Raw genomic sequence first — 20,999 nt, 5'->3', positions numbered from 1 at the left:
TTTCGGATGGGGTGACGGAGTGAACGAGAGAATCGCCCAATACCGGGATAAGATTTCCGGGTATTGGAATAATTTCAGCAAAAAACAGAAGATATTACTTGTTTCGACATTAGCATTCATCATTATCGCCATTGTAGTGCTAACGATGCAGTTTACCAAAACTGAGTATGAAGTGGCCTTCCAGGATCTTAATGCAAATGATGCCGCTGGGGTCATTAAATATCTCGATTCTGCGGGTATACCGTATCAGCTTAATGCTGGGGGGACACAAATTTCAGTCCCAACCGCAAATGCAGATAAGGCGAAGGTAGATGTTGGGTCTCAAGGCCTGATACAGAAAGGGTCAATCGGCATGAGCGCCTTTGACCAGTCCTCCTCGGCCATAGGTATGACGGAGAACGAGTTCAATGTGAAGTACAATAACGCATTGAACGGCGAAGTACAGCAACTATTGGAACGGATGGATGGTGTCCAAAGCTCCAAAGCTGTCATTAATATGCCAAAGGAAAATATCTTTGCCGGACTTGAAGAAAAGGACAAAGCATCTGCTTCGATTCAAATGGAATTCGAACCTGGCTTTACTCCCAATCAACAAGCGATCGACGGATATTTTAACCTGGTAAAAACGGCTGTACCGAATTTGCCAGTAGAAAATATTACGATCACCAATAAGGAATATGAATTGATTCCAACGGCCAAGGGCGGCCAAGGTGGACTCACAAGTGGTGTTCAGGAAAACATGGCTCTACAGAAGAAGTTTGAGAGCGATGTAAGGAATAATGTTCAACAATTTTTGTCGAAAATTGTTGGAGACGACAAAGTGAACGTACTGGTTATGTCCCAGCTAAATTTCGACAAAGTAACATCAAAGGAACAAATGGTCACACCTGTTGACCAAACGAAAATGAAGGGTATTGAAATCAGTGCCCAACAAATTCAGGAAAGTTATACGGGCAGTAGTGGACAAACCGGAGGAGTTGCAGGGACAGGAACGCAGGATGTCCCGGGTTACCCTGGAGGAGCCAATTCCGGCAATACCAGCTCGGATAAGAGCTCAAGTACGATTAACTACGAAGTTAACCGAATTGCAAGGGATATTATCCAAAGTCCGTACACTGTAAAAGATTTAACCATTAATGTAGCTGTTGAACCACCAACAGGTCAGCAAACGTTGGATACTGCAACTCAGACAGCAATTCAAAACATTTTGGTTAATATTGTGAGAGCATCACTGGCGAATTCCGGTACTACTTTTACAGACGCTGATTTGGCTAAAAAGGTTTCAGTGTTCTCGCAAGCTGCTCCGGCGCCTACGAGTACCAATACATTCTTCTCAGCTTCCAACCCGTGGATGTGGGGCATCGGAGCTGCAGTTCTGGCACTGTTGGCGGGTGTAATCTTCTTCATCGTACGCAGCCGTCGTAATCAGGAAGAAGAGTTGGATGAAGAATTGCAACTCATGCCAACGCCGACGGAATTCCCGTCCATTACCATGGAAAGTGTGACAAATGAAAGTCAAGTGCGTAAACAGCTTGAAAGTCTGGCGAAAAAGAAACCCGACGAATTCGTCAATCTGCTTCGTACATGGCTGGCTGACGAATAGAGGTGAGTTCATTGGCAAAGGCAAGCAGTCAAGGTTTAACGGGAAGACAGAAAGCAGCTATTCTTTTGATCACAATGGGGCCAGAAGTATCTGCTCAAATATTCAAGCATTTGCGAGATGAAGAGATCGAGCAACTTACATTGGAAATTGCCAATGTACGGAAGGTCGATGCCATTGAAAAAGACTCCATTATGGCCGAGTTTCATCAAATTTGTCTGGCTCAGGAGTACATTTCTCAAGGCGGTATTAATTACGCTAAAGAAATATTGGAAAAAGCGCTTGGATCGCAAAAAGCAGTTGAGGTTATTAACCGTTTGACAGCGACATTACAGGTGAGACCTTTCGATTTTGCTCGTAAGGCTGATCCGAACCAAATATTGAATTTTATACAAAATGAGAATCCGCAAACCATTGCTCTCGTGCTTTCATACTTGCAGTTTGAGCAAGCGGCGGCAATTTTATCGTCCTTACCACAGGAAAAGCAGGCAGATGTGGCCCGGCGTGTTGCTGTCATGGACAGTACATCTCCGGAGGTCATATCTCAAGTAGAGAGAGTATTGGAGCAAAAGCTCTCGGCAACTGCAACGCAGGATTACACGAATGCAGGTGGTATCGAGTCTATCGTTCAGATTTTGAATGGCGTAGACCGCGGAACCGAGCGTACAATTCTCGACTCGCTTGAAATTCAAGACCCTGAACTGGCTGAGGAAATCAAGAAAAGAATGTTCGTATTCGAGGACATTGTCAATGTGGACAACCGGTCCATTCAACGCATTGTCCGCGATATCGACAATGCAGACTTGCAATTGGCACTTAAAGTGTCCAGTGAAGAAGTACGCGATGTGATTTTCCGAAATATGTCGAAACGTATGGCAGAAACCTTCAAAGAGGAAATGGAGTACATGGGACCGGTGCGGCTGCGTGATGTGGAAGAAGCACAAACACGTATCGTTTCAACGATCCGCAGATTGGAAGAGGCCGGTGAGATTATAATCGCACGCGGCGGAGGAGATGACATCATTGTCTAACTTGATTAAATCTTTCCAATATGTGCCTGTAGAGGCTTTGAAAACGATTGATGTGGCACATACGTACGTGCCAGAAACGACGGATGAAGAAATCACAACTGAATATGCGGAGCCAGAGCCTCAGCGAGATTATGAGGCAGAACGGCTCCGAGATGAAATGTTGAATGATGCTAAGGACTTTGCCGAACGTCAGGTACGCGAGGCGGCTGAAGAAGCGGAACGAATGCTTCAGGAAGCACAGCAGCAGATTGAAGATTGGTGGCAGGAACGACGCGAGCATGACGATCAGTTGATTCAGTCGACAAAAGCAGATGGATTTCAACAAGGATATGAAGAAGGCCAGAAGCTGGCTGAGGCTGAGCTTCAGACGAAATCGGAGCAGATGATGGAAGAAGCACAAGATATTCTGCGTCAGGCCTATGAGATTAAGGAACAACTGATTCAGGAAGCAGAGCCTTTTCTGGTTGAACTGAGTAGTGCGATTGCCGAGAAGGTCATTGAAAAACAGCTTAGTCTTGAACCGGAATATACAATTGAGTTAATTCGCAAAAATTTGGCTCGTAAGCGAGAAAAAGGAATCATTACATTGTGTGTGTCGCCTCAGCATTTCGCATTTGTGCAAGGTGCGCGGGAAGAATTGTCATTAACTGTCGATTCGCAGGCAGAACTGCAAATTATTCCTGATGGTACCGTAAAGGATCGCGGTTGCGTCATCCGTTCTTCCTTTGGAAGCGTGGACGCCCGGATCGATACGCAATTAGCTGAGATTAAAAAGGAACTACTGCGTCTGGCACATGAAAATGAGGAGCGAAGACATGAAGGGGCTTAATGCGCAGCGCTACATGGATCATTTGCGACAGCTGGACCCCGTTCGGGTGAATGGCAAGGTTACACAGGTTATCGGCTTGATGGTTGAATCGGAAGGTCCGGACGCGAGTATCGGGGATGTTTGTTATATTTATCCAGGCAAAGCGGCAAAGCCATTGCAGGCAGAGGTTGTTGGCTTCAGAGACAATAAAGTGCTTCTGATGCCACTTGGAGAACTACAATCCATTGGTCCTGGTTGTGATGTCGTAGGAACAGGGAAGCCACTGAATGTGCAGGTTGGTTCGGAGCTGTTAGGCAAAGTGCTGGATGGTTTGGGTCAGCCTTTGGACGGATCACTGATTCCCTCGCGAATGGCGAGATATTCAACCTTCAATATACCGTCCAATCCGTTGAATCGTCCGCGTGTGCAGGAACCCATAAGTATCGGAGTACGTGCAATTGACGGGTTGCTTACGATTGGCAAAGGACAACGGGTTGGTATTTTTGCGGGTTCGGGTGTAGGTAAGAGTACTTTGATGGGTATGATTGCCCGTAATACGGAAGCAGATGTGAACGTAATTGCCTTGATCGGAGAACGTGGACGCGAGGTGCTGGACTTTATTGAACGGGATTTGGGTCCTGAGGGACTAGAACGCTCTGTAGTCATTGTGGCAACTTCCGACCAACCTGCGTTGATCCGCATTAAGGGTGCACTTATTGCAACGACGATAGCGGAATATTTTCGGGATCGCGGGTTGAATGTCATGTTAATGATGGATTCAGTTACCCGATATGCGATGGCCCAGCGTGAAGTCGGTCTAGCGGTGGGTGAGCCACCAGCAATGAGAGGATACACTCCATCTGTGTTTGCTAGTCTGCCTAAGCTTCTGGAACGCGCAGGGACAGGTCCTACTGGCTCCATAACTGCTTTTTATACAGTGCTGGTTGATGGTGACGACATGAACGAGCCCATCGCGGATGCGGTGCGCGGGATATTGGATGGACACATTGTCTTGAACCGTGGGATTGCGAACAAAGGACATTTTCCCGCAATTGATGTGTTAGCAAGTATTAGCCGGGTCATGAAGGACATTGCACCACGAGATCAGATAGACGCTGCCGAAAACATTAAGCGCTTGATGGCCATTTACAAAGATTCAGAGGACCTGATTAACATTGGGGCTTATCAACAGGGTTCGAATGCAGAAATTGACGAATCTATGGAGCGCATACGGGATATATGGGATTTTACAAGACAAAGAACCGATGAAAAGGCTGAGCTGGACGAAGTACGAGAACGTTTGATTTCTGAATTTACGAGGAGATGAAGGTTGAACGATGAGATTTCAGTATTCCTTTCAAAAAGTTGTAGACTTGAAAACGAACGAAAAGTCACAGGCCGAATGGCTGCTTTCCAGTGCTGTTGGACAATTGCAGGTTGAGGAGCAGACATTAACACAGCTTATAGGCGAAAGGAATCGGGTCATATTAGCCATTCAAAAGGCTGCCGAAGATTGCGCGCCACTCTCTAGCATTCAGGAATTACAAGCTTATGTCAATCATCTGGACCAATGTATTACACGCAAGCATAGGGATGTTCAATATGCGCAGCAAAATGTGCAAAGCAAACAAACCGTTTTGACCGATAAAATGCTGGATGAACAAGTTTGGCTGAAAGCAAGAGAGAAGGCCAACGTGAAATTCCAACAGGAAATGCTCCTGCGCGAGCAGAATGAGCTGGATGAAATGGCTTCCGTGCGATTTGCCATGAAAGCCCGGTAAGCGGAACGTCATAGGATACGCATATCAGCTGCCTGAGGAGGAAGACGATGGCACAGAAGTTAGCAGAAAATGAACTGGATATGGATTTAGGAAAAGAATCAGGCGGGGGATTTGAACGGTTTATGTTTTTCCTGATTCCGATTGTTTTCACAATCGTTCTGGTCGGGGTCTTGCTTACACTGTTCAATATGGACTTCAGAAGCGAAATGATCTCATTAGGGAACAAAATACCAATTGTTAAAAACTGGATCCCTGAACCGAAGGATAAGGCAACCCAGACAAAAGAGGCAGATCAGAAGGCACAGTCTGAAAGTTCTGAAGCAACCATTCAACAGTTAAAAGCGGATTTAGCTAAGCAGACGGAAGAACTCAAAAAGGCTACCGCTGCTAAGACGACACAAGATAAAAAGGTTACTGAACTTCAGAATCAGGTCAATACACTGCAAACGCAACAGGAACAACAGTCGCAGACGGGTCAACAGGGACAGGTCGGGCAGCAGGGACAAGCAGGTACGCAAACTACAGACGGAACAACAAATGAAGATCCTTATGTAAAACAGACCAGAGAACTTGCCAGCATGTATGAAGGAATGACGGCAAGTAAAGCTGCACCGATCATGGAGAATCTGACCACGGAAGAGACCGTACAGCTCTTAAGCTATATGGACCCTGCCAACAGTGCGAAGATTTTGCAAAAGATGGACGCTAAAAAAGCAGCAGATATTACGATGGCTCTGAAAAACGTAACGCCATCTACGGATTTATCGGTAGCTGCGCTGCAGTCCCGTCTGAAAAAGGATCAAGGTACTACAGCCGGAACGACGAGTAAAAGTCTGCAAAGCACTCAAATCAGTAGCACATTTGCTTCCATGGACAAGAAAAGCGGTGCCGAACTTATTTTACAAACTTACAAAATCAGTCCGGATAAGGCATTAAACATTTTAAATACAGTAGATGATTCGACACGTGCTTCTTTACTGCAAAATATGTCTGCCAAGGATGCAGGTCAGACCGCGAAAATTTTGAATAAATTGATGGGTAGTAAGTAATTTGAATTGAAGGGAGGTGAAAAATATATGACCCTTATTTCTCAAAGTGTATCTCTTAGCTCTAGTCAAACAGCTAACAGTACGACAGCATCAACAACAAGTACAGCCACGGCTGCTGGAGCAACCACGGGTGCCTTTAATCAAACACTGACGCAAATGATGACAGGCGGGCAAACGGGCTCAGCAGGAACAGATGCAAATGGTTCTCCATTAGTTATGGTACTACCACTTATTGCAAACGGAGAATCTGCGGAAACTCCAACCGAGCCGCTGGTTGAAACATTAGCTCCTTTGCTGCAAAATCTCGAGAAGTTGGATGATCAGGTAGTTGCCGATCCTGCGCTGCTTGCAACTCTGCAATCGTGGATTCAGCAAGTACAACAGTTTTTGCAAGGCAATGGAACAAATCAACAGGCAGATGGTGGGGAAACGGCAGAGGCTACAGGCTTGACAGCTTTGGCAGCTAATCCGGCAACTCTTCGGTTTGCATTGCAGGACGCTTTGTCACAACTTGCCAATGTAGCAGAACAGGCTTCGGGAGACCAAAAGACTAAGGTGACACAGTTACTACAATCGCTGCAAAGCGCAACGGCTGGGACGGGAGCTATTTCCGATGAGCAGTGGCATGGAGTATTGAAAGCTGTGGAACTTGCTGATAGTGGAGATTCACAAGCGGCCCAGCCTTCTGCACAACGAGCAAATGGTGCTCAGACGTTAACTGCAGCATCTACAAACAAACAGGTTACTCCTCAGCAGCAAGCAAGTCAGGGTGAAACTAGCCAGCAAGGCTCAGAAGGACAGCGTTCATCAACGAATCTTCTCGTTCAGTCCGCAGTTAAACCTACTGTAACGGATGAAGCAGGTACATTCGTAGATGTAGCTGAGCAAGCGGATCCGGCATCAACTGATAATCAGACTCCAGTGATCACGACTGCGGGGCAGCTTTCAGTACAAGCGCAGGGAACAACACCTTCGGCTCCAGCTCAACCCGTCGTACATGTACGGCAATTTGCCAAGGAGATGACTGAGTTTGTAGTACAGAAACTTGATATTGTAAAGCACACTGGTTTGACAGAAGCGACCATCATGCTTCGTCCAGATCATCTGGGCCAGCTGGAGGTTAAGCTAACGATGCAAAATGGTCATCTGGTTGCCCAGTTCATGACTGAGCACAGTGGGGCTAAGGATTTGCTGGAACAGCAAATGTCGCAGTTACGTACGAGTCTTCAGAGCCAAGGTATTCAAGTGGATAAAGTAGAAGTAACGCACAATGAGTCGCTATCCTCCCATATGTATCAGGATGGACGCGGATCTGGAGCTAATCAGCAGCAGCAATCTAACCAACGTTCTAAAGCTCGAGGTAGAGAAGAGAGCGAGGATGCTGTGAAGGTAGCTGAAATGACAGAAGAGCTTCGTAACTGGACAGCAGAACAACGCGCAGATGACATGAATCGGACAGGCTCCTTTACAGCACAAGCGTAATGATGGAGGTGAGAACACAATGACGACTACAGACAACAATGTATCCACCAGTAACGTCTGGCCGAATTACAATGTGAATAATGTCAAAACAGCAAGTGCCAAGGATACTAAAACGATGGGTAAAGATCAATTTTTAAAAATCTTGATCACTCAACTACAAAATCAGGATCCAATGCAGCCTTTGGAGGATAAAGAATTTATCGCCCAAATGGCACAGTTTTCCTCGGTGGAACAACTGATGAACATTTCTACGCAGTTGAATGCATTGGGACAGTCTTTGGGTACAGCTTCTGGTTTGATAGGAAAAGAAGTCAGTTGGATTGAGCCGGGGAAAAAAGATTCCATTACAGGTGAGACAGGCGCAGGTACGGTGAAAAGTGGAATCGTAGATTCCATCGTTATTCGCGACGGTGTGCAGTATGCCAAAATGGGAGCGGCTGAGGTGGCATTAAAAGATGTAACATCAGTAAGCCAGGCTAATACAACGGCTCCTGTTACAGAGACGTCAGATACTTCATCTTCTTCCTCTACTGGAAGCGGTGAGAACTCATGAATGACAGGATAACGGTCGGACGCCTTTTTCCTACCAACGTTCCCCCGGCAGCGATTTCTCAAAACCGATTAAATTCGGTAACAAAGGACACCAAACCATTTGGTCAGGTGTTGCAGGAACAGGTGCTCAAGCTCAGCAACCATGCAGCCAAGCGACTGGAGCAGCGAGGAATAGAGTTGAAAAGTGACCAAATGGCGAAAATTAACTCTGCTGTGGATAAGGCTGCTGCCAAAGGCGCTAAAGAATCTTTGATTTTAATGCAGGATATGGCTTTGATTGTTAGTGTGCCTAATCGAACGGTTGTTACTGCGATGGACAAGCAGTCCATGGAGGATAACGTATTTACGCAGATAGATAGTGCTGTAATTATTTCATAAAAAAATATACGAAGTGGCTGGCCCGAATAGGAAAGCCATGAAAAAGCCGCGGATCGACTGATGCGGTCAACTAAGCAACCAATCAGAGGAGGATTTATACTCAATGTTGAGATCAATGTATTCAGGTGTATCGGGCATGAAGGGCTTTCAAACAAAGCTGGACGTTATCGGTAACAACATTGCAAACGTAAATACTACAGGCTTCAAGTCCAGCCGAGTAATGTTCAAGGATATTTTGAGCCAAACGAGCTCGGGCGCAAGTGCACCAGACGGAACAACAACCGCCGGGCAGAATGCCAAGCAGGTAGGTTTGGGGGTCTCGGTTAGCTCAATTGATACACTGCATCTTCCAGGTAGTGCAATGACCACGAATAACCCAACGGATTTGCGGATTAATGGTGACGGATTTTTCCTGGTCAAAATGAATGATGCACAGGAAGTTCCCTATCTGACTCGTGCGGGTGATTTCCACATAGATGCAAACCGGAATCTGGTGACTTCCGATGGATTTTTTGTGGGAAATTTGGATGGAGATCCAATCACACTTGAAGACAATGTTACGGCAGTCTCTATCTCACAGGATGGCACGATTGTACAGCAATTAGATGATGGTACAGTGAATAATGGCACGCAAATTGGTATAGCCAGAGTTACTAACCCGGAAGGTTTGGAGAAAATTGGAGGCAGCCTGTATCGTACAACGGTCAACTCCAACATTGATGAACTTGAGCCTGGACCAGCCAACTCAGAGGGGCGTGGAGCTATCATCGCGGGTCAGCTGGAAATGTCCAACGTTGACTTGACAGGCGAATTTACCGAAATGATCGTAGCTCAGCGTGGATTCCAAGCGAACTCGCGTATCATTACGACTTCGGATGAAGTGCTTCAGGAAGTTGTAAACTTGAAACGATAATCTCATTTAAACGCGGAGGAGTAGAGGCTCCTCCGCACCTATCAGGAGGTTGGTGTTACGATGATCCCGTTAACGCGGCTGAACGGCTCGCCTATGTGGCTTAATGCGCTGCTCATTGAGACTGTGGAGGAAACACCGGATACATACGTCACTTTGGTGACGGGGAAACGGTTGATTGTATTGGAAAAAGCGGCAGATGTCGTCTCCTTGATCAAGGGTTACAGCCGTGAAATCGGCATGCATGCCGCCACGATAAAAGTGCAACAAATGGAGGAAGACGAATGAAGAAGATGCTGCCATGGCTCATTACAATTTTACTCGCGATTACTTTGATTGCAGGCGCGGCCTTTGTACTTATACCAGCGCTTAGCGGGAAGAAGTCGGAAGTCATACCGAATGCGCAAGCCGCTCAAGCAGAACAACTTCCAAGATTGTCAGCAGATGAATTGGTGGAAGTAAGCTCTGAAATTACCGGTATCAAAACAAATTTGGCAGACGCAGATTACATTGTGCAGATGAATCTTGCTTTTCAATTGAACGATGCCAAAGCCAAAGAAGCTTTTGAAAAAATCAAGGACATTAGTATTAAGCCTATCGTTATTCAATTACTTGCAGACACCAAACCTGATGAGCTCAGAACGGCTAAAGGCCGGGATCAGTTCAGTGACAAGCTGACGGATCTCATCAATAAGTCGCTCCCTGAAGGTCACCTGGGGAACGCCAAAATTACAGACTTTTTGCTGGCAGCCATTTGATTCCAGGTGATCTTGTCAGGAACACGTAAGGGGGTGAATAACATTGGTGGATGTACTGTCACAAGGGGAAATTGATGCCCTTTTAGCAGCTCTCTCGTCCGGTGAAATGGATGCGGAAGAACTCAAAAAGGAAGAAACCCAAAAGAAAGTTCGCGCTTATGATTTCAAGAGAGCGCTTAGGTTTTCCAAGGACCATATACGAAGTCTGACGCGGATACACGAGAACTTTGCACGGTATCTGACCACTTATTTTTCAGCACAGCTTCGTACTTTTGTCCAGATTAATGTCGTTCAGGTGGAGCAGCTTCCATATGATGAATTCATTCGCTCCATTCCGAAAATGACCATTCTAAACATTTTTGAAGCTGAACCACTGGAAGGCCGAATGGTGCTTGAGGTTCACCCGAACGTAGCTTATGCCATGCTGGACAGGCTTCTCGGAGGAACAGGTTCGGCACCAACCAAGGTTACCGCGTTGACCGAAATCGAGACGACGATCATGGAGCGAATTTTCAGCCGTACCTTTGATAGCCTGCAAGAGGCTTGGAAAACGGTACTGGACATTGAACCACGTCTAGAGGCTATGGAAACAAATCCGCAGTTCATGCAGATTGTTTCGCCGAATGAGACGATTGCTCTGATTTCGCTTAGCACCAAAATTGGTGATACCACAGGGATGATTAACCTCTGTATCCCGCACGTGGTATTGGAACCTATTATGGCCAGACTGTCCACGCACCAGTGGTTTACATCCGAAAAGAAATCAAGGGCGCCTGAAGAGATAGACGCCTTGAGATTACGGGTCACCAAAGCAGAGCTTCCTATTATTGCGGAGTTGGGTGAATCCCGGATAAATGTAGCTGAGTTTTTGGGCCTTTCGGTAGGGGATGTCATTTCATTGAACAAGCCAGTCAAAGAAGGACTATCCATCCGGGTAGGCGAGAAGTTGAAGTTTATGGGAAGTCCCGGCATGGTAAGAGATCGTGTTGCCGTACAAATTGATGAAATTGTCAACGAAGGAGTTGAAGAAATTGACGAGTAAAGACTATTTGTCCCAGGAGGAAATTGATGCCTTGCTGAAACAGTCTGAAGCGGGGACGGATTCTACTCCCGCAGGCAAGACCGTTGACGATTTTCTGACTTCTCTAGAGCAGGATGCTCTCGGGGAAATCGGTAATATAACGTTCGGCAGCGCAGCTACGGCTCTTTCCACACTGCTCGGTCAAAAGGTGGATATTACGACACCTAAAGTTTCAATTATTACACGTTCTGAATTTGAAACTGCATTTCCAAAGCCGCACGTAGCCGTACATGTAAATTATGTCGATGGATTTGAAGGCATTAACTCGCTTGTAATTAAAAAGCGTGATGCGCAGGTTATAGCGGATTTAATGCTTGGTGGTGAAGGAAATCCGGCAGATGAAGAATTGAATGAAATTCACATCAGTGCCGTGCAGGAAGCGATGAACCAGATGATGGGATCGTCTGCGACCTCTATGTCTACCATGTTTAATCGTTTTGTTAATATCTCTCCACCAGGGATTGATATTTTGGATCCTCTGCACGGTGATGGAGTATCCAGCCTGCCAGATGAAGAGACGCTGATTACAGTATCCTTCAGGTTATTGATTGGAGATCTAATTGACTCTACACTGATGCAACTGTTACCTGTTAATTTCGCCAAAAAGATGGTGAGCATCTTAATGAATGGCGGAGAGGATGACGAGCAACCGCAAGCGTCCGCACAGCAGGCAGCTGCAACAGCTGCTCCCGAAGCGCCGACACAAGCTAGTACTCCGCAGCCACCGTCTGCACCAGCCTACCAACAGCCGCCTGCAGCCGCGCAGGCGCCGCAAGATGCAGGCTATGGGCAACAACCGCCAATGTATCCTCAAGATCCGGGATATGGGCAGCAGGGCGCTCCAGGGTATGGAACGCCGGGATATGGAATGCCAGCAGGTGTGCCGCCGCAAGTGCCTTATGGAACACCTCATCATTATGGGGCTGTACCGCCGGGACGTAATGTAAATGTGCAGCCTGTACAATTTTCTAACTTGCAGTCCGGTGGATTTCCGCAAGTGGATGAAAACAATTTAAATTTATTGATGGACATTCCCCTTAGAGTCACCGTAGAATTAGGAAGGACCCAAAAGCAAATTAAAGATATTCTGGAGCTCTCACAAGGTTCAATTATTGAACTGGACAAGCTTGCCGGGGAGCCGGTGGACATTATGGTTAACAACAAACTGATTGCCAAGGGCGAGGTTGTCGTAATCGACGAGAACTTTGGCGTGCGTGTAACGGATATTGTAAGCCAATGGGACCGAATTCAAAAATTACAATAAAAGCATAATTTAGGGAGGATTTATTTCAGATGGCAAACCGTATTTTGATCGTGGACGATGCTGCATTTATGAGAATGATGATTCGGGACATCCTGTCCAAAAATGGATTTGAAGTAGTAGGAGAGGCCCAGGATGGATCACAGGCCATTGAAAAATTCAAGGAGCTTCGTCCTGACCTGATTACGATGGATATCACGATGCCTGAGATGGACGGCATTGCCGCTCTGAAGGAAATCAAACAAATTGACCCGAACGCAAAGGTTATCATGTGTTCCGCGATGGGTCAGCAAGCTATGGTAATTGATGCCATTCAAGCTGGCGCAAAAGATTTTATCGTTAAGCCATTCCAATCGGATCGGGTTATCGAAGCCATCAACAAGACACTGGGTGTGTAAGGCGCATCCAGTATGGATACACAACAGGGTGCCTCTGACGCTTTGAGTACATCCAGCAATATAGGAAACATTGCTTGGGTCCTTTTCGTGCTAATCTTTATCATCGTACTGATCGTGTACTTGATACGGTTTTTGAGTAAAAGAAATCAGAGCTGGTTTAGCAACCGCTCCGTTCGCATACTGGGAGGCGTGGGGCTTGGCCCCAATAAATCCCTTCAGCTTGTTGAAGTTGGTAGCAGTGTGTACCTCATTGGTGTGGGAGAAGATATCCGGCTTGTTGACAAAGTATCCGATCCTGAAGAAGTGGAGCAAATTTTGGCCGCACTGGAGCAGGAAGCTTCTCTGCAGCGCGGCCCAATTGCCCCGCTATTCGCTAAAATTGCGGATAAGCTTCGCCGGAACAACGCGGCACAGCAGCAGCAACCTGAAGAGGAAACATCTTTTCATGAGATGTTTGAATCCAAGCTTCGGCAGATGCCGAATCGCAAGGATAAACTTGAAAAGTTGCGCAATGAGGAGAATACTACAGATCGGTCGGGAGATTCATGAGAAAAAAGATTATACTAGCATGTTTGCTGCTTGTCTTGTTCAGCTTCATTTCGGTGACGGCGGCCTCTGCGGAACCGATTCCGAACATTGATATTCAAGTCGGCAATTCGGACAAAGGACAGCCCGGTGCCACCTCGCTGTCTATTATTTTACTTATTACTGTCATTAGTGTAGCGCCCGCGTTGCTTGTACTTATGACGAGTTTTACGCGTATCGTGATTGTACTTGGCTTTGTGCGAACTTCACTGGGAACTCAGCAGATGCCGCCCAATCAGGTGCTTGTTGGACTGGCTTTGTTTCTCACCTTATTTATTATGGCGCCGACCTTCTCAGCTATGAACGAAACTGCGCTTCAGCCGTATCTCAAGGGGGATATAACACAGTCTCAGGCACTAGATAAGGCATCAGTACCGATTAAGACTTTTATGTTCTCTCATACACGTGAGAAGGATCTACTACTCTTTATGAAATACACCAAGATGGAAAAACCAAAAAACTATCAAGATATTCCACTAACGGTGATGGTTCCGGCATATGCAATCAGTGAGTTGAAAACAGCATTTCAGATGGGCTTTATGATTTTTATACCCTTTTTAGTTATAGACATTGTAGTGGCGAGTACACTCATGGCTATGGGGATGATGATGCTACCACCGGTAATGATCTCGCTTCCTTTTAAAATACTGCTCTTTGTACTTGTAGATGGTTGGTATTTGGTAGTCAAATCATTACTTCTGAGTTTTAATACATGAATACTTTCTGCAAGGACAGCAATCAAGGAGGACGGCAATGACTTCGGAGTTTATTATTTCCCTGGCTGGGCAAGCGGTGTACATTGTACTCAAGGTGAGTGCTCCGATGCTGATATTGGGGCTAGTCGTGGGTTTGATCATCAGTATTTTTCAAGCAACAACCCAAATTCAGGAGCAGACACTGGCCTTTGTTCCGAAGATTGTCGCCGTATTGCTGGCATTGCTTTTGTTCGGACCCTGGATATTGACCTCATTAGTGGACTTTACGTATAACATTCTGGACAATTTGTACAAATATATAGGTTAGGCTGAAAGTTATGAACATATTGTTGCAGAGTTTTCCTGTTTTTTTGCTGATTTTTTGTCGGATTACCTCGTTTTTTGTAGTAGCCCCCATTTTTTCAACCCGAGGGGTACCTAATATCTTTAAGGTGGGAATTTCAGGATTTCTAGCTTTGGTCGTGTATCTTACTTATGGTACACATCAACAGGTGCCGACCGATGTAGCGTATGTGCTGTTAGTAGGGCGTGAGGTGCTGATTGGGTTGTTGCTGGGGTTTACTGCATATTTCTTTATGACAGCGATCCAAACTGCAGGTTCTTTTATTGATCTTCAGGTGGGTTTCGGGATGGCCAATGTGCTTGATCCTATGACAGGAGCTTCATCGCCTTTGACAGGAAATTTTAAGTTTGCTATAGCTGTATTGTTTTTTTTGAGCATAAACGGGCACCATCATCTGCTAAATGCTATTTTATACAGTTATGACTGGGTACCGCTGACCAATGATTTTTTTATAAAGTTGTATGGTGGCAGTGTAACCGAATTTCTGGTGCGTTCTTTTGCGGAATCATTTATGTTAGCCTTTCAAATTGCTGCTCCTATAGTAGTAGCTACCTTTTTAACGGATGTGGGACTTGGCTTTTTAGCTAAAACAGCACCGCAGTTTAACATTTTTGTCATTGGTGTGCCGCTCAAAATTTTTGTTGGATTGTTCATGTTACTGCTTCTCATGCCAAGTTTTGCTTTTATATTCGAAAGATTGTTTTCTGTGATGTTCGAATCCATGCGCAACTTGTTGGATATTATGGGTAATCGTCCTTAATGTCTGGTCTGGAGGAACGTAGTTTGTCATTTAAATATGCTATGAACCTGCAGTTGTTCTCAGGGGAAAAAACGGAAAAAGCTACACCCAAGAAGAAACAGGATGCAAGACAAAAAGGGCAGGTTGCCAAGAGCATGGAGTTGCCCGCTGCTGGTGTCCTGCTGGTTACGTTTTTTTGCCTCATGATTTTCGGCGGGTATTTTAAGGATCATGCGGTCCGCTTGTTTCGGGATATTTTTGTGAATCGGCTGTCTATGGAAGTAACACCGAATACAACGCTGCTGATGATGGGTGAGTATGGTGTGCAAATCTTAATTATGCTGGCTCCTATTTTTATTGGTGCCATTGTTATCGGGGTAGTGGCAAACTACATGCAGGTTGGTTTTTTATTGGTTGGAGAGGGTATTACACCCAAATTTAGCAAAATTGACCCGATTAAAGGCTTCAAAAATATTTTTGCCATGAGGTCATTGGTTGAATTCCTGAAATCCGTTTTAAAAATGACTGTAATTGGTTATCTGGTGTACAGCGTACTCTGGAAAACAAAGGCTGACCTACCCAAACTAGCTGAAATGTCCGGCGACCAGATGTTGAGTTTTACAGCTTCCTTAACAATGGAACTAGGACTCAAAATTGGTGTGGTGCTGTTCATTTTAGCGATATTGGATTATATGTATCAACGTTATGAGCATGAGAAAAATCTGAAAATGTCCAAACAGGACATCAAGGATGAGTACAAGAAAATGGAGGGTGACCCGCTAATCAAAGGGAAAATTCGTGAGCGGCAGCGCCGTATGGCTATGCAGCGTATGATGCAGGAGGTTCCTAATGCAGATGTCATCATCACCAACCCTACGCACTTTGCTGTGGCTTTGAAATATGACGGTTCGGAGATGGAAGCGCCGCAGATTATTGCGAAAGGACAAGATTATGTCGCGCTCCGAATTAAGGAAATTGCCAAGCAAAACGGCGTTATAACGATGGAAAACAAGCCGCTGGCGCGGGCGCTGTTTCAAAGAGCCGAAATCGGGGATGCGATACCAGCTGATCTTTTTCAGGCCGTTGCCGAAGTGCTGGCGTATGTATATAAATTAAAAGGTAAAGTGAAATAAAGGGATCGGAGGCCAAGAGACCCGTGAAAATAAAAGAAATAACCGTCCTTGCAGGCGTCATCGGTATCGTTCTTATGATGATTCTCCCGATCCCTTCATGGCTGCTGGATGTTCTACTCGTCATTAATATTTCTATTGCATTGATGATTTTACTTGTTTCAATGAATACGAAGGAAGCTTTACAGTTCTCTATCTTTCCTTCATTGCTGCTCATTACAACGCTGTTTCGTTTGGCGCTCAACATTTCTACGACCAAACTTATTTTAGGTGAGGGTCATGCTGGCGAAGTAGTTGCTACGTTTGGTAGCTGGATTGCAGGCGGCCAAATTGCCGTCGGCTTTGTTGTCTTTCTCATTCTTGTGGTCGTACAGTTCATTGTTATCACCAAAGGATCGGAGCGGGTAGCAGAGGTGGGCGCCCGCTTTACATTGGATGCGATGCCAGGTAAACAAATGAGTATTGATGCTGATTTGAATGCAGGTCTGATTAATGAGCAGCAAGCCCGTGAACGACGCAGTAAAATCGAACGGGAAGCGGATTTTTACGGAGCAATGGATGGTGCGAGTAAATTCGTTAAAGGCGATGCGATCGCCAGTATTATCATTTTGATCATTAACCTGGTGGGCGGCTTTATTATCGGTATGGCCGTTCAGGGAAAAGGATTTCAAGAAGCGCTGTCAACGTATTCTGTTCTCACGATCGGTGATGGATTGGTCAGCCAGATTCCCGCGCTGCTCATATCCACGGCATCAGGCTTGATTGTTACGCGGGCTACGTCGGATGGCAACTTAGCAGAAGATTTAACCGGACAGCTCTTTTCATATCCAAAATTGATCTACATAGTGGCTGCCACCATTGCATTATTGGGCCTTTTCACGCCTATTCATATCATTACAACTCTTCCACTTGCGATTCTATTGTTTTTTGCAGCCCGAAGAATGCAGGGCAATATGGAACGCAAGCAAATTGCTGATGAACAGCTGGAGGAGGAGCAACAAATCGAAGAGGTGCGTAGTCCGGAAAGTGTCATTAACTTGCTTCAAGTAGATCCGATTGAATTTGAATTTGGGTACGGGTTGATTCCTTTGGCGGATACACAGCAAGGCGGTGATTTACTGGATCGTATTATTATGATTCGCCGTCAATGCGCCTTGGAGCTGGGGTTGGTTGTGCCGGTCATTCGTATTCGGGACAACATTCAGCTCAAGCCTAACGAATATGTAATTAAAATTAAAGGCAATACGGTAGGCGGCGGAGAACTGTTGTTGAATCATTATCTGGCTATGAGTCCGGGATACGACGACGACTCTATTACAGGGATTGAAACGACAGAACCGGCTTTCGGATTGCCTGCACTCTGGATTGACGAGAACACCAAGGATGTTGCTGAGCTGTCAGGTTATACGGTAGTTGATCCTCCTTCAGTTGTAGCTACTCATCTAACAGAGACGATCAAGAAACATGCCCATGAGTTGCTTGGCAGACAGGAAACACGTTCGCTGGTTGACAATCTCAAGGAGAATTACCCAGTGCTGGTGGACGACCTTATTCCTTCTGTGCTTGCGATTGGGGACGTACAAAAAGTGTTGGCCAAGCTGTTGAAAGAAAAAATCTCTATACGCGATATGGTGACTATATTCGAGACACTGGCTGACTATGGTACTTATACAAAAGATCCAGACGTGCTGACTGAATATGTTCGTCAAGCGTTATCACGTCAGATTACGCAGCAATTTGCACAGCAGGGAGAAACGTTGCGCGTTATTACTGTGGGACCAGGATTGGAGAAGAAAATTGCTGAGAGCGTGCAGCAGTCGGAGCAAGGTAGCTATTTGGCTCTTGATCCGGTGTCAACGCAAACGGTGTATCAAAGGATGATGGAGCAAATCAACCGCCTCATTCAATCTGGACAGCAGCCTATTGTGTTAACGTCACCGACAATACGTATGTATTTGCGGCAAGTGATGGAGCGGACGATGCAGGATGTCCCGGTGCTGTCGTACAGTGAGCTGGAGCCGAACGTTGAAATTCAAAGTGTCGGGGTGGTGAACTTATGAGGGTGAAACGATATGTAGTGGATACCATGCCAGAAGCCATGCTGCAAATCAGGGGTGACTTAGGAACAGATGCCGTCATTTTAAGTACAAAGGAAGTGAAGGTCGGCGGTTTTATGGGGATGTTCAGTAAAAAGAAAATTGAAGTGGTTGCTGCAGTTGAGGAGCAGCAACCTCCAAAGCCTCGGCGGGCTGAACGCTCGTCACACCAGCTTGCCCAGGCTTCTTCGCCTCTAATGAACACCCCTGAGAAGCCGGAAAAACCATTAGTCCCTGTGGTCCCCAGACAAGCAGCTCCAGAAGCTTATCGACGGGTTACACAACAGATAGCCGGTAGTTCCAAAGAAGGACAAGCTGAATTAACGGTTAATACAGAACAAGCTGCATCAGCAACTGAGCATTTGTCGCCTAGGTCTGCTAATAACCTGGAGACTATATCTCAGGCATTTGATCAAGAAGTATTGCTTTCGAACCTGAAATCATCCAGTGAGCTGCATAAACGGCCAATCGAAGCAAGTGTTCCAGACAAGAGTGGAGCTGAGGAAAATCAGGCTTTGCTTAATGAATTACGGGAAATGAAAGCGATGATGACTCGGTTTTCCAGAAACTCTTCGATGGAAAGTACTTGGCCGGAGGCGCTGCAAGAGATTTGTGAGCATGTGTTGGAACAGGAAGTGGAACGTGATTTACTGGAATATTGGATCGAACAGGTATATGTCCGTCGAAGTGAGCACCCTTTTGCACCTGAAACTTTTGATTGGGAACAAGCCTTTCGTGAGGAAGTGACCAGTTTTATACAGACAAGACTGGATAAAGGAATTTCCCAAGATACCAAAATTGTGTATGTTGCAGGCCCTACCGGAGTAGGAAAAACGACAACCATTGCGAAGTTGGCTGCGGAACAGTTGTTCAAGCATCATCGCAAAGTTGGATTTATTACTTCTGACACGTACCGAATTTCAGCCGTCGAGCAACTGCGTACATATGCAACGATTTTAAATGTACCGCTTGAAGTTGTGCAATCTCCCGGTGACGTCCAAAGAGCTATTCAACGTCTGGAGCATTGTGACTTGATCCTCATGGATACTGCAGGGCGAAATTATCGTAATGAACTGCTTGTATCAGAACTGCAAAGTCTGCTTTCACCTATTAATGAAAGTGAGACGTATCTGGTACTCAGCCTGACATCCAAAAGCAGGGATATGCTCAATATAACTGGACATTTCAGTAAGTTTGGTCTTGGTAAGGTTGTATTTACCAAGATGGATGAGACAGGCAGTTGTGGCGGAATGTTTAATCTTTTGCACCAGTTTCCGATGCAGTTGGCCTATATTACTAATGGACAAAATGTTCCTGACGACCTGCTTCATCCCGATGCAGAAATGGTGACAAATATGCTGCTTGGAGCCAAAGGATCATCAGGAGTTAACGGAGATTCCATATGAGTGATCAAGCCCAATCACTTAGACAAATGGCTTCATCCTTGGATAAGTATCGATTACCCCCACGTAATCGTCACGCAAAAATTATAACGATTACCAGTGGTAAAGGCGGGGTGGGCAAATCCAATTTTACGCTGAACTTTGCTTTGGCCCTACAATCTCTTGGTCGAAAGGTACTTGTGTTTGATGCTGACATCGGTATGGCTAATATTGATGTGTTGATGGGGGCCCACTCACAATACAATCTTCTTCATCTGTTAAAACGTGAAAAATCAATTGATGAAATTATTCAAACGGGTATCGGTGGTTTGCCTTATATTGCCGGAGGTTCAGGCTTAAGCGAACTGTTTGCCTTATCAGATGAGAATCTGAATTATTTTGCCGAAGAAGTAGAAAAAATGGCAGCAGACATGGATTATATCCTTTTTGATACAGGTGCAGGTTTATCCAAGGAAAATCTTAAATTTATCACTTCAGCTGACGAATGTATGGTAGTAACCACCCCAGAGCCGACGTCCTTAACAGATGCGTATGCACTAATTAAAGTCGTAAACGGGTTGCAGAAAGATACGGTATTCAAAATTATAGTCAATCGTGCCGATAACGATAATGAGGCCCGTCAAGTTGCTGATAAGATCGCACTTGTTGCGAAACGCTTTTTGGAGATCGAAATCCCGCTGCTTGGACATATCAGTGACGATACTCATGTCATGCAGGCAGTCAAAAGACAAATACCTTTTATGGTTGCTTTTCCGGGATGTACGGCTTCAAGAGATGTACTGAATCTGGCACACCGTTTTGCAGCAATGCCACAGGTTCCACAATCAGGTGCATTGAGTGGAATTAAAGGATTTATGCAAAAATGGTTGCGGCGTTCTATGCATTGATTTTTGATGAG

The 20,999-nt window shown here is 45.6% G+C and carries 23 protein-coding genes; all 23 read left to right on the top strand.

Features of this window, described 5'->3' with window-relative positions; translation table 11 throughout:
• Positions 1 to 19: 19 nt before the first annotated feature.
• A complete protein-coding gene (gene fliF, locus ACXHJ2_RS13275) occupies positions 20 to 1,603 on the top strand; it encodes a flagellar basal-body MS-ring/collar protein FliF (protein ID WP_064963108.1) in 1,584 nt (527 codons plus the stop codon).
• A gap of 11 nt (positions 1,604 to 1,614) precedes the next feature.
• On the top strand, positions 1,615 to 2,631 hold the full coding sequence (fliG, locus tag ACXHJ2_RS13270; protein WP_013309887.1) for a flagellar motor switch protein FliG: 1,017 nt from the start codon (positions 1,615 to 1,617) through the stop codon (positions 2,629 to 2,631).
• The gene (locus ACXHJ2_RS13265) at positions 2,624 to 3,460 is read left to right on the top strand and encodes a FliH/SctL family protein (RefSeq protein ID WP_025677618.1); all 837 of its coding nucleotides are present in this window, start codon (positions 2,624 to 2,626) and stop codon (positions 3,458 to 3,460) included. The genes fliG and ACXHJ2_RS13265 overlap by 8 nt, the downstream gene beginning before the upstream one ends.
• Positions 3,447 to 4,766: a flagellar protein export ATPase FliI gene (gene fliI / locus ACXHJ2_RS13260; RefSeq protein ID WP_016820950.1), complete on the top strand. Its 1,320-nt coding sequence runs from the start codon at positions 3,447 to 3,449 to the stop codon at positions 4,764 to 4,766. The genes ACXHJ2_RS13265 and fliI overlap by 14 nt, the downstream gene beginning before the upstream one ends.
• Before the next feature lie 10 nt (positions 4,767 to 4,776).
• Positions 4,777 to 5,220 carry a flagellar export protein FliJ gene (fliJ, locus tag ACXHJ2_RS13255; protein ID WP_165080020.1) on the top strand — a complete coding sequence of 148 codons (444 nt, stop codon included), beginning with the start codon at positions 4,777 to 4,779 and terminating at the stop codon, positions 5,218 to 5,220.
• 47 nt (positions 5,221 to 5,267) lie between these two features.
• Positions 5,268 to 6,269, top strand: coding sequence for a magnesium transporter MgtE N-terminal domain-containing protein (locus ACXHJ2_RS13250; protein ID WP_165080018.1), 1,002 nt, complete (start codon positions 5,268 to 5,270; stop codon positions 6,267 to 6,269).
• Between the two features lie 27 nt (positions 6,270 to 6,296).
• Positions 6,297 to 7,751: a flagellar hook-length control protein FliK gene (locus ACXHJ2_RS13245; protein ID WP_058829478.1), complete on the top strand. Its 1,455-nt coding sequence runs from the start codon at positions 6,297 to 6,299 to the stop codon at positions 7,749 to 7,751.
• A 19-nt stretch (positions 7,752 to 7,770) separates the two neighbouring features.
• On the top strand, positions 7,771 to 8,304 hold the full coding sequence (locus ACXHJ2_RS13240; protein ID WP_013370680.1) for a flagellar hook capping FlgD N-terminal domain-containing protein: 534 nt from the start codon (positions 7,771 to 7,773) through the stop codon (positions 8,302 to 8,304).
• Complete coding sequence (locus ACXHJ2_RS13235) at positions 8,301 to 8,681, top strand: TIGR02530 family flagellar biosynthesis protein (protein WP_058829479.1); 381 nt, start codon at positions 8,301 to 8,303, stop codon at positions 8,679 to 8,681. The genes ACXHJ2_RS13240 and ACXHJ2_RS13235 overlap by 4 nt, the downstream gene beginning before the upstream one ends.
• 103 nt (positions 8,682 to 8,784) lie before the next feature.
• Positions 8,785 to 9,594 carry a flagellar basal-body rod protein FlgF gene (gene flgF / locus ACXHJ2_RS13230; protein WP_058829480.1) on the top strand — a complete coding sequence of 270 codons (810 nt, stop codon included), beginning with the start codon at positions 8,785 to 8,787 and terminating at the stop codon, positions 9,592 to 9,594.
• A gap of 60 nt (positions 9,595 to 9,654) precedes the next feature.
• The gene (locus ACXHJ2_RS13225; protein ID WP_013309896.1) at positions 9,655 to 9,879 is read left to right on the top strand and encodes a flagellar FlbD family protein; all 225 of its coding nucleotides are present in this window, start codon (positions 9,655 to 9,657) and stop codon (positions 9,877 to 9,879) included.
• Positions 9,876 to 10,349 carry a flagellar basal body-associated FliL family protein gene (locus tag ACXHJ2_RS13220; protein WP_013370684.1) on the top strand — a complete coding sequence of 158 codons (474 nt, stop codon included), beginning with the start codon at positions 9,876 to 9,878 and terminating at the stop codon, positions 10,347 to 10,349. Before ACXHJ2_RS13225 ends, ACXHJ2_RS13220 begins: the two co-directional genes overlap by 4 nt.
• A gap of 43 nt (positions 10,350 to 10,392) precedes the next feature.
• Entirely contained in the window at positions 10,393 to 11,391 is a 999-nt protein-coding gene (gene fliM, locus ACXHJ2_RS13215; protein ID WP_013370685.1) for a flagellar motor switch protein FliM, read from the top strand.
• Positions 11,381 to 12,694, top strand: a complete 1,314-nt coding sequence (gene fliY, locus ACXHJ2_RS13210) for a flagellar motor switch phosphatase FliY (protein ID WP_013370686.1) — start codon at positions 11,381 to 11,383, stop codon at positions 12,692 to 12,694. Before fliM ends, fliY begins: the two co-directional genes overlap by 11 nt.
• A gap of 29 nt (positions 12,695 to 12,723) precedes the next feature.
• A complete protein-coding gene (locus tag ACXHJ2_RS13205) occupies positions 12,724 to 13,089 on the top strand; it encodes a response regulator (protein ID WP_013370687.1) in 366 nt (121 codons plus the stop codon).
• Between the two features lie 12 nt (positions 13,090 to 13,101).
• Complete coding sequence (locus ACXHJ2_RS13200; RefSeq protein WP_013370688.1) at positions 13,102 to 13,638, top strand: flagellar biosynthetic protein FliO; 537 nt, start codon at positions 13,102 to 13,104, stop codon at positions 13,636 to 13,638.
• On the top strand, positions 13,635 to 14,390 hold the full coding sequence (gene fliP / locus ACXHJ2_RS13195; RefSeq protein WP_016820959.1) for a flagellar type III secretion system pore protein FliP: 756 nt from the start codon (positions 13,635 to 13,637) through the stop codon (positions 14,388 to 14,390). Before ACXHJ2_RS13200 ends, fliP begins: the two co-directional genes overlap by 4 nt.
• Before the next feature lie 37 nt (positions 14,391 to 14,427).
• Complete coding sequence (fliQ, locus tag ACXHJ2_RS13190; RefSeq protein WP_016820960.1) at positions 14,428 to 14,697, top strand: flagellar biosynthesis protein FliQ; 270 nt, start codon at positions 14,428 to 14,430, stop codon at positions 14,695 to 14,697.
• A gap of 10 nt (positions 14,698 to 14,707) precedes the next feature.
• A complete protein-coding gene (fliR, locus tag ACXHJ2_RS13185; protein ID WP_025677630.1) occupies positions 14,708 to 15,493 on the top strand; it encodes a flagellar biosynthetic protein FliR in 786 nt (261 codons plus the stop codon).
• Complete coding sequence (gene flhB, locus ACXHJ2_RS13180) at positions 15,493 to 16,605, top strand: flagellar biosynthesis protein FlhB (RefSeq protein WP_049825469.1); 1,113 nt, start codon at positions 15,493 to 15,495, stop codon at positions 16,603 to 16,605. The genes fliR and flhB overlap by 1 nt, the downstream gene beginning before the upstream one ends.
• Positions 16,606 to 16,628: 23 nt before the next feature.
• Positions 16,629 to 18,662 (top strand): flagellar biosynthesis protein FlhA, encoded by a 2,034-nt coding sequence (gene flhA, locus ACXHJ2_RS13175; protein WP_025677632.1) that lies wholly within the window; start codon positions 16,629 to 16,631, stop codon positions 18,660 to 18,662.
• A complete protein-coding gene (gene flhF, locus ACXHJ2_RS13170; RefSeq protein ID WP_058829481.1) occupies positions 18,659 to 20,104 on the top strand; it encodes a flagellar biosynthesis protein FlhF in 1,446 nt (481 codons plus the stop codon). The genes flhA and flhF overlap by 4 nt, the downstream gene beginning before the upstream one ends.
• Complete coding sequence (locus ACXHJ2_RS13165; RefSeq protein ID WP_058710531.1) at positions 20,101 to 20,988, top strand: MinD/ParA family protein; 888 nt, start codon at positions 20,101 to 20,103, stop codon at positions 20,986 to 20,988. The genes flhF and ACXHJ2_RS13165 overlap by 4 nt, the downstream gene beginning before the upstream one ends.
• The last annotated feature ends 11 nt before the right edge of the window (positions 20,989 to 20,999 follow it).

The sequence above is a fragment of the Paenibacillus sp. ALE3 genome, assembly GCF_054113405.1.
This window is presented reverse-complemented; position numbering and strand designations above follow the sequence as displayed.

Bases quoted from the DNA above. Each gene is read 5' to 3' on its own strand.
- fliI (WP_016820950.1), top strand. From the start codon at position 3,447: ATGAAGGGGCTTAATGCGCAGCGCTACATGGATCATTTGCGACAGCTG.
- fliJ (WP_165080020.1), top strand. From the start codon at position 4,777: ATGAGATTTCAGTATTCCTTTCAAAAAGTTGTAGACTTGAAAACGAAC.
- ACXHJ2_RS13250 (WP_165080018.1), top strand. From the start codon at position 5,268: ATGGCACAGAAGTTAGCAGAAAATGAACTGGATATGGATTTAGGAAAA.
- ACXHJ2_RS13245 (WP_058829478.1), top strand. From the start codon at position 6,297: ATGACCCTTATTTCTCAAAGTGTATCTCTTAGCTCTAGTCAAACAGCT.
- ACXHJ2_RS13240 (WP_013370680.1), top strand. From the start codon at position 7,771: ATGACGACTACAGACAACAATGTATCCACCAGTAACGTCTGGCCGAAT.
- ACXHJ2_RS13235 (WP_058829479.1), top strand. From the start codon at position 8,301: ATGAATGACAGGATAACGGTCGGACGCCTTTTTCCTACCAACGTTCCC.
- flgF (WP_058829480.1), top strand. From the start codon at position 8,785: ATGTTGAGATCAATGTATTCAGGTGTATCGGGCATGAAGGGCTTTCAA.
- ACXHJ2_RS13225 (WP_013309896.1), top strand. From the start codon at position 9,655: ATGATCCCGTTAACGCGGCTGAACGGCTCGCCTATGTGGCTTAATGCG.
- ACXHJ2_RS13220 (WP_013370684.1), top strand. From the start codon at position 9,876: ATGAAGAAGATGCTGCCATGGCTCATTACAATTTTACTCGCGATTACT.
- ACXHJ2_RS13205 (WP_013370687.1), top strand. From the start codon at position 12,724: ATGGCAAACCGTATTTTGATCGTGGACGATGCTGCATTTATGAGAATG.
- ACXHJ2_RS13200 (WP_013370688.1), top strand. From the start codon at position 13,102: ATGGATACACAACAGGGTGCCTCTGACGCTTTGAGTACATCCAGCAAT.
- fliP (WP_016820959.1), top strand. From the start codon at position 13,635: ATGAGAAAAAAGATTATACTAGCATGTTTGCTGCTTGTCTTGTTCAGC.
- fliQ (WP_016820960.1), top strand. From the start codon at position 14,428: ATGACTTCGGAGTTTATTATTTCCCTGGCTGGGCAAGCGGTGTACATT.
- fliR (WP_025677630.1), top strand. From the start codon at position 14,708: ATGAACATATTGTTGCAGAGTTTTCCTGTTTTTTTGCTGATTTTTTGT.
- flhB (WP_049825469.1), top strand. From the start codon at position 15,493: ATGTCTGGTCTGGAGGAACGTAGTTTGTCATTTAAATATGCTATGAAC.
- flhF (WP_058829481.1), top strand. From the start codon at position 18,659: ATGAGGGTGAAACGATATGTAGTGGATACCATGCCAGAAGCCATGCTG.
- ACXHJ2_RS13165 (WP_058710531.1), top strand. From the start codon at position 20,101: ATGAGTGATCAAGCCCAATCACTTAGACAAATGGCTTCATCCTTGGAT.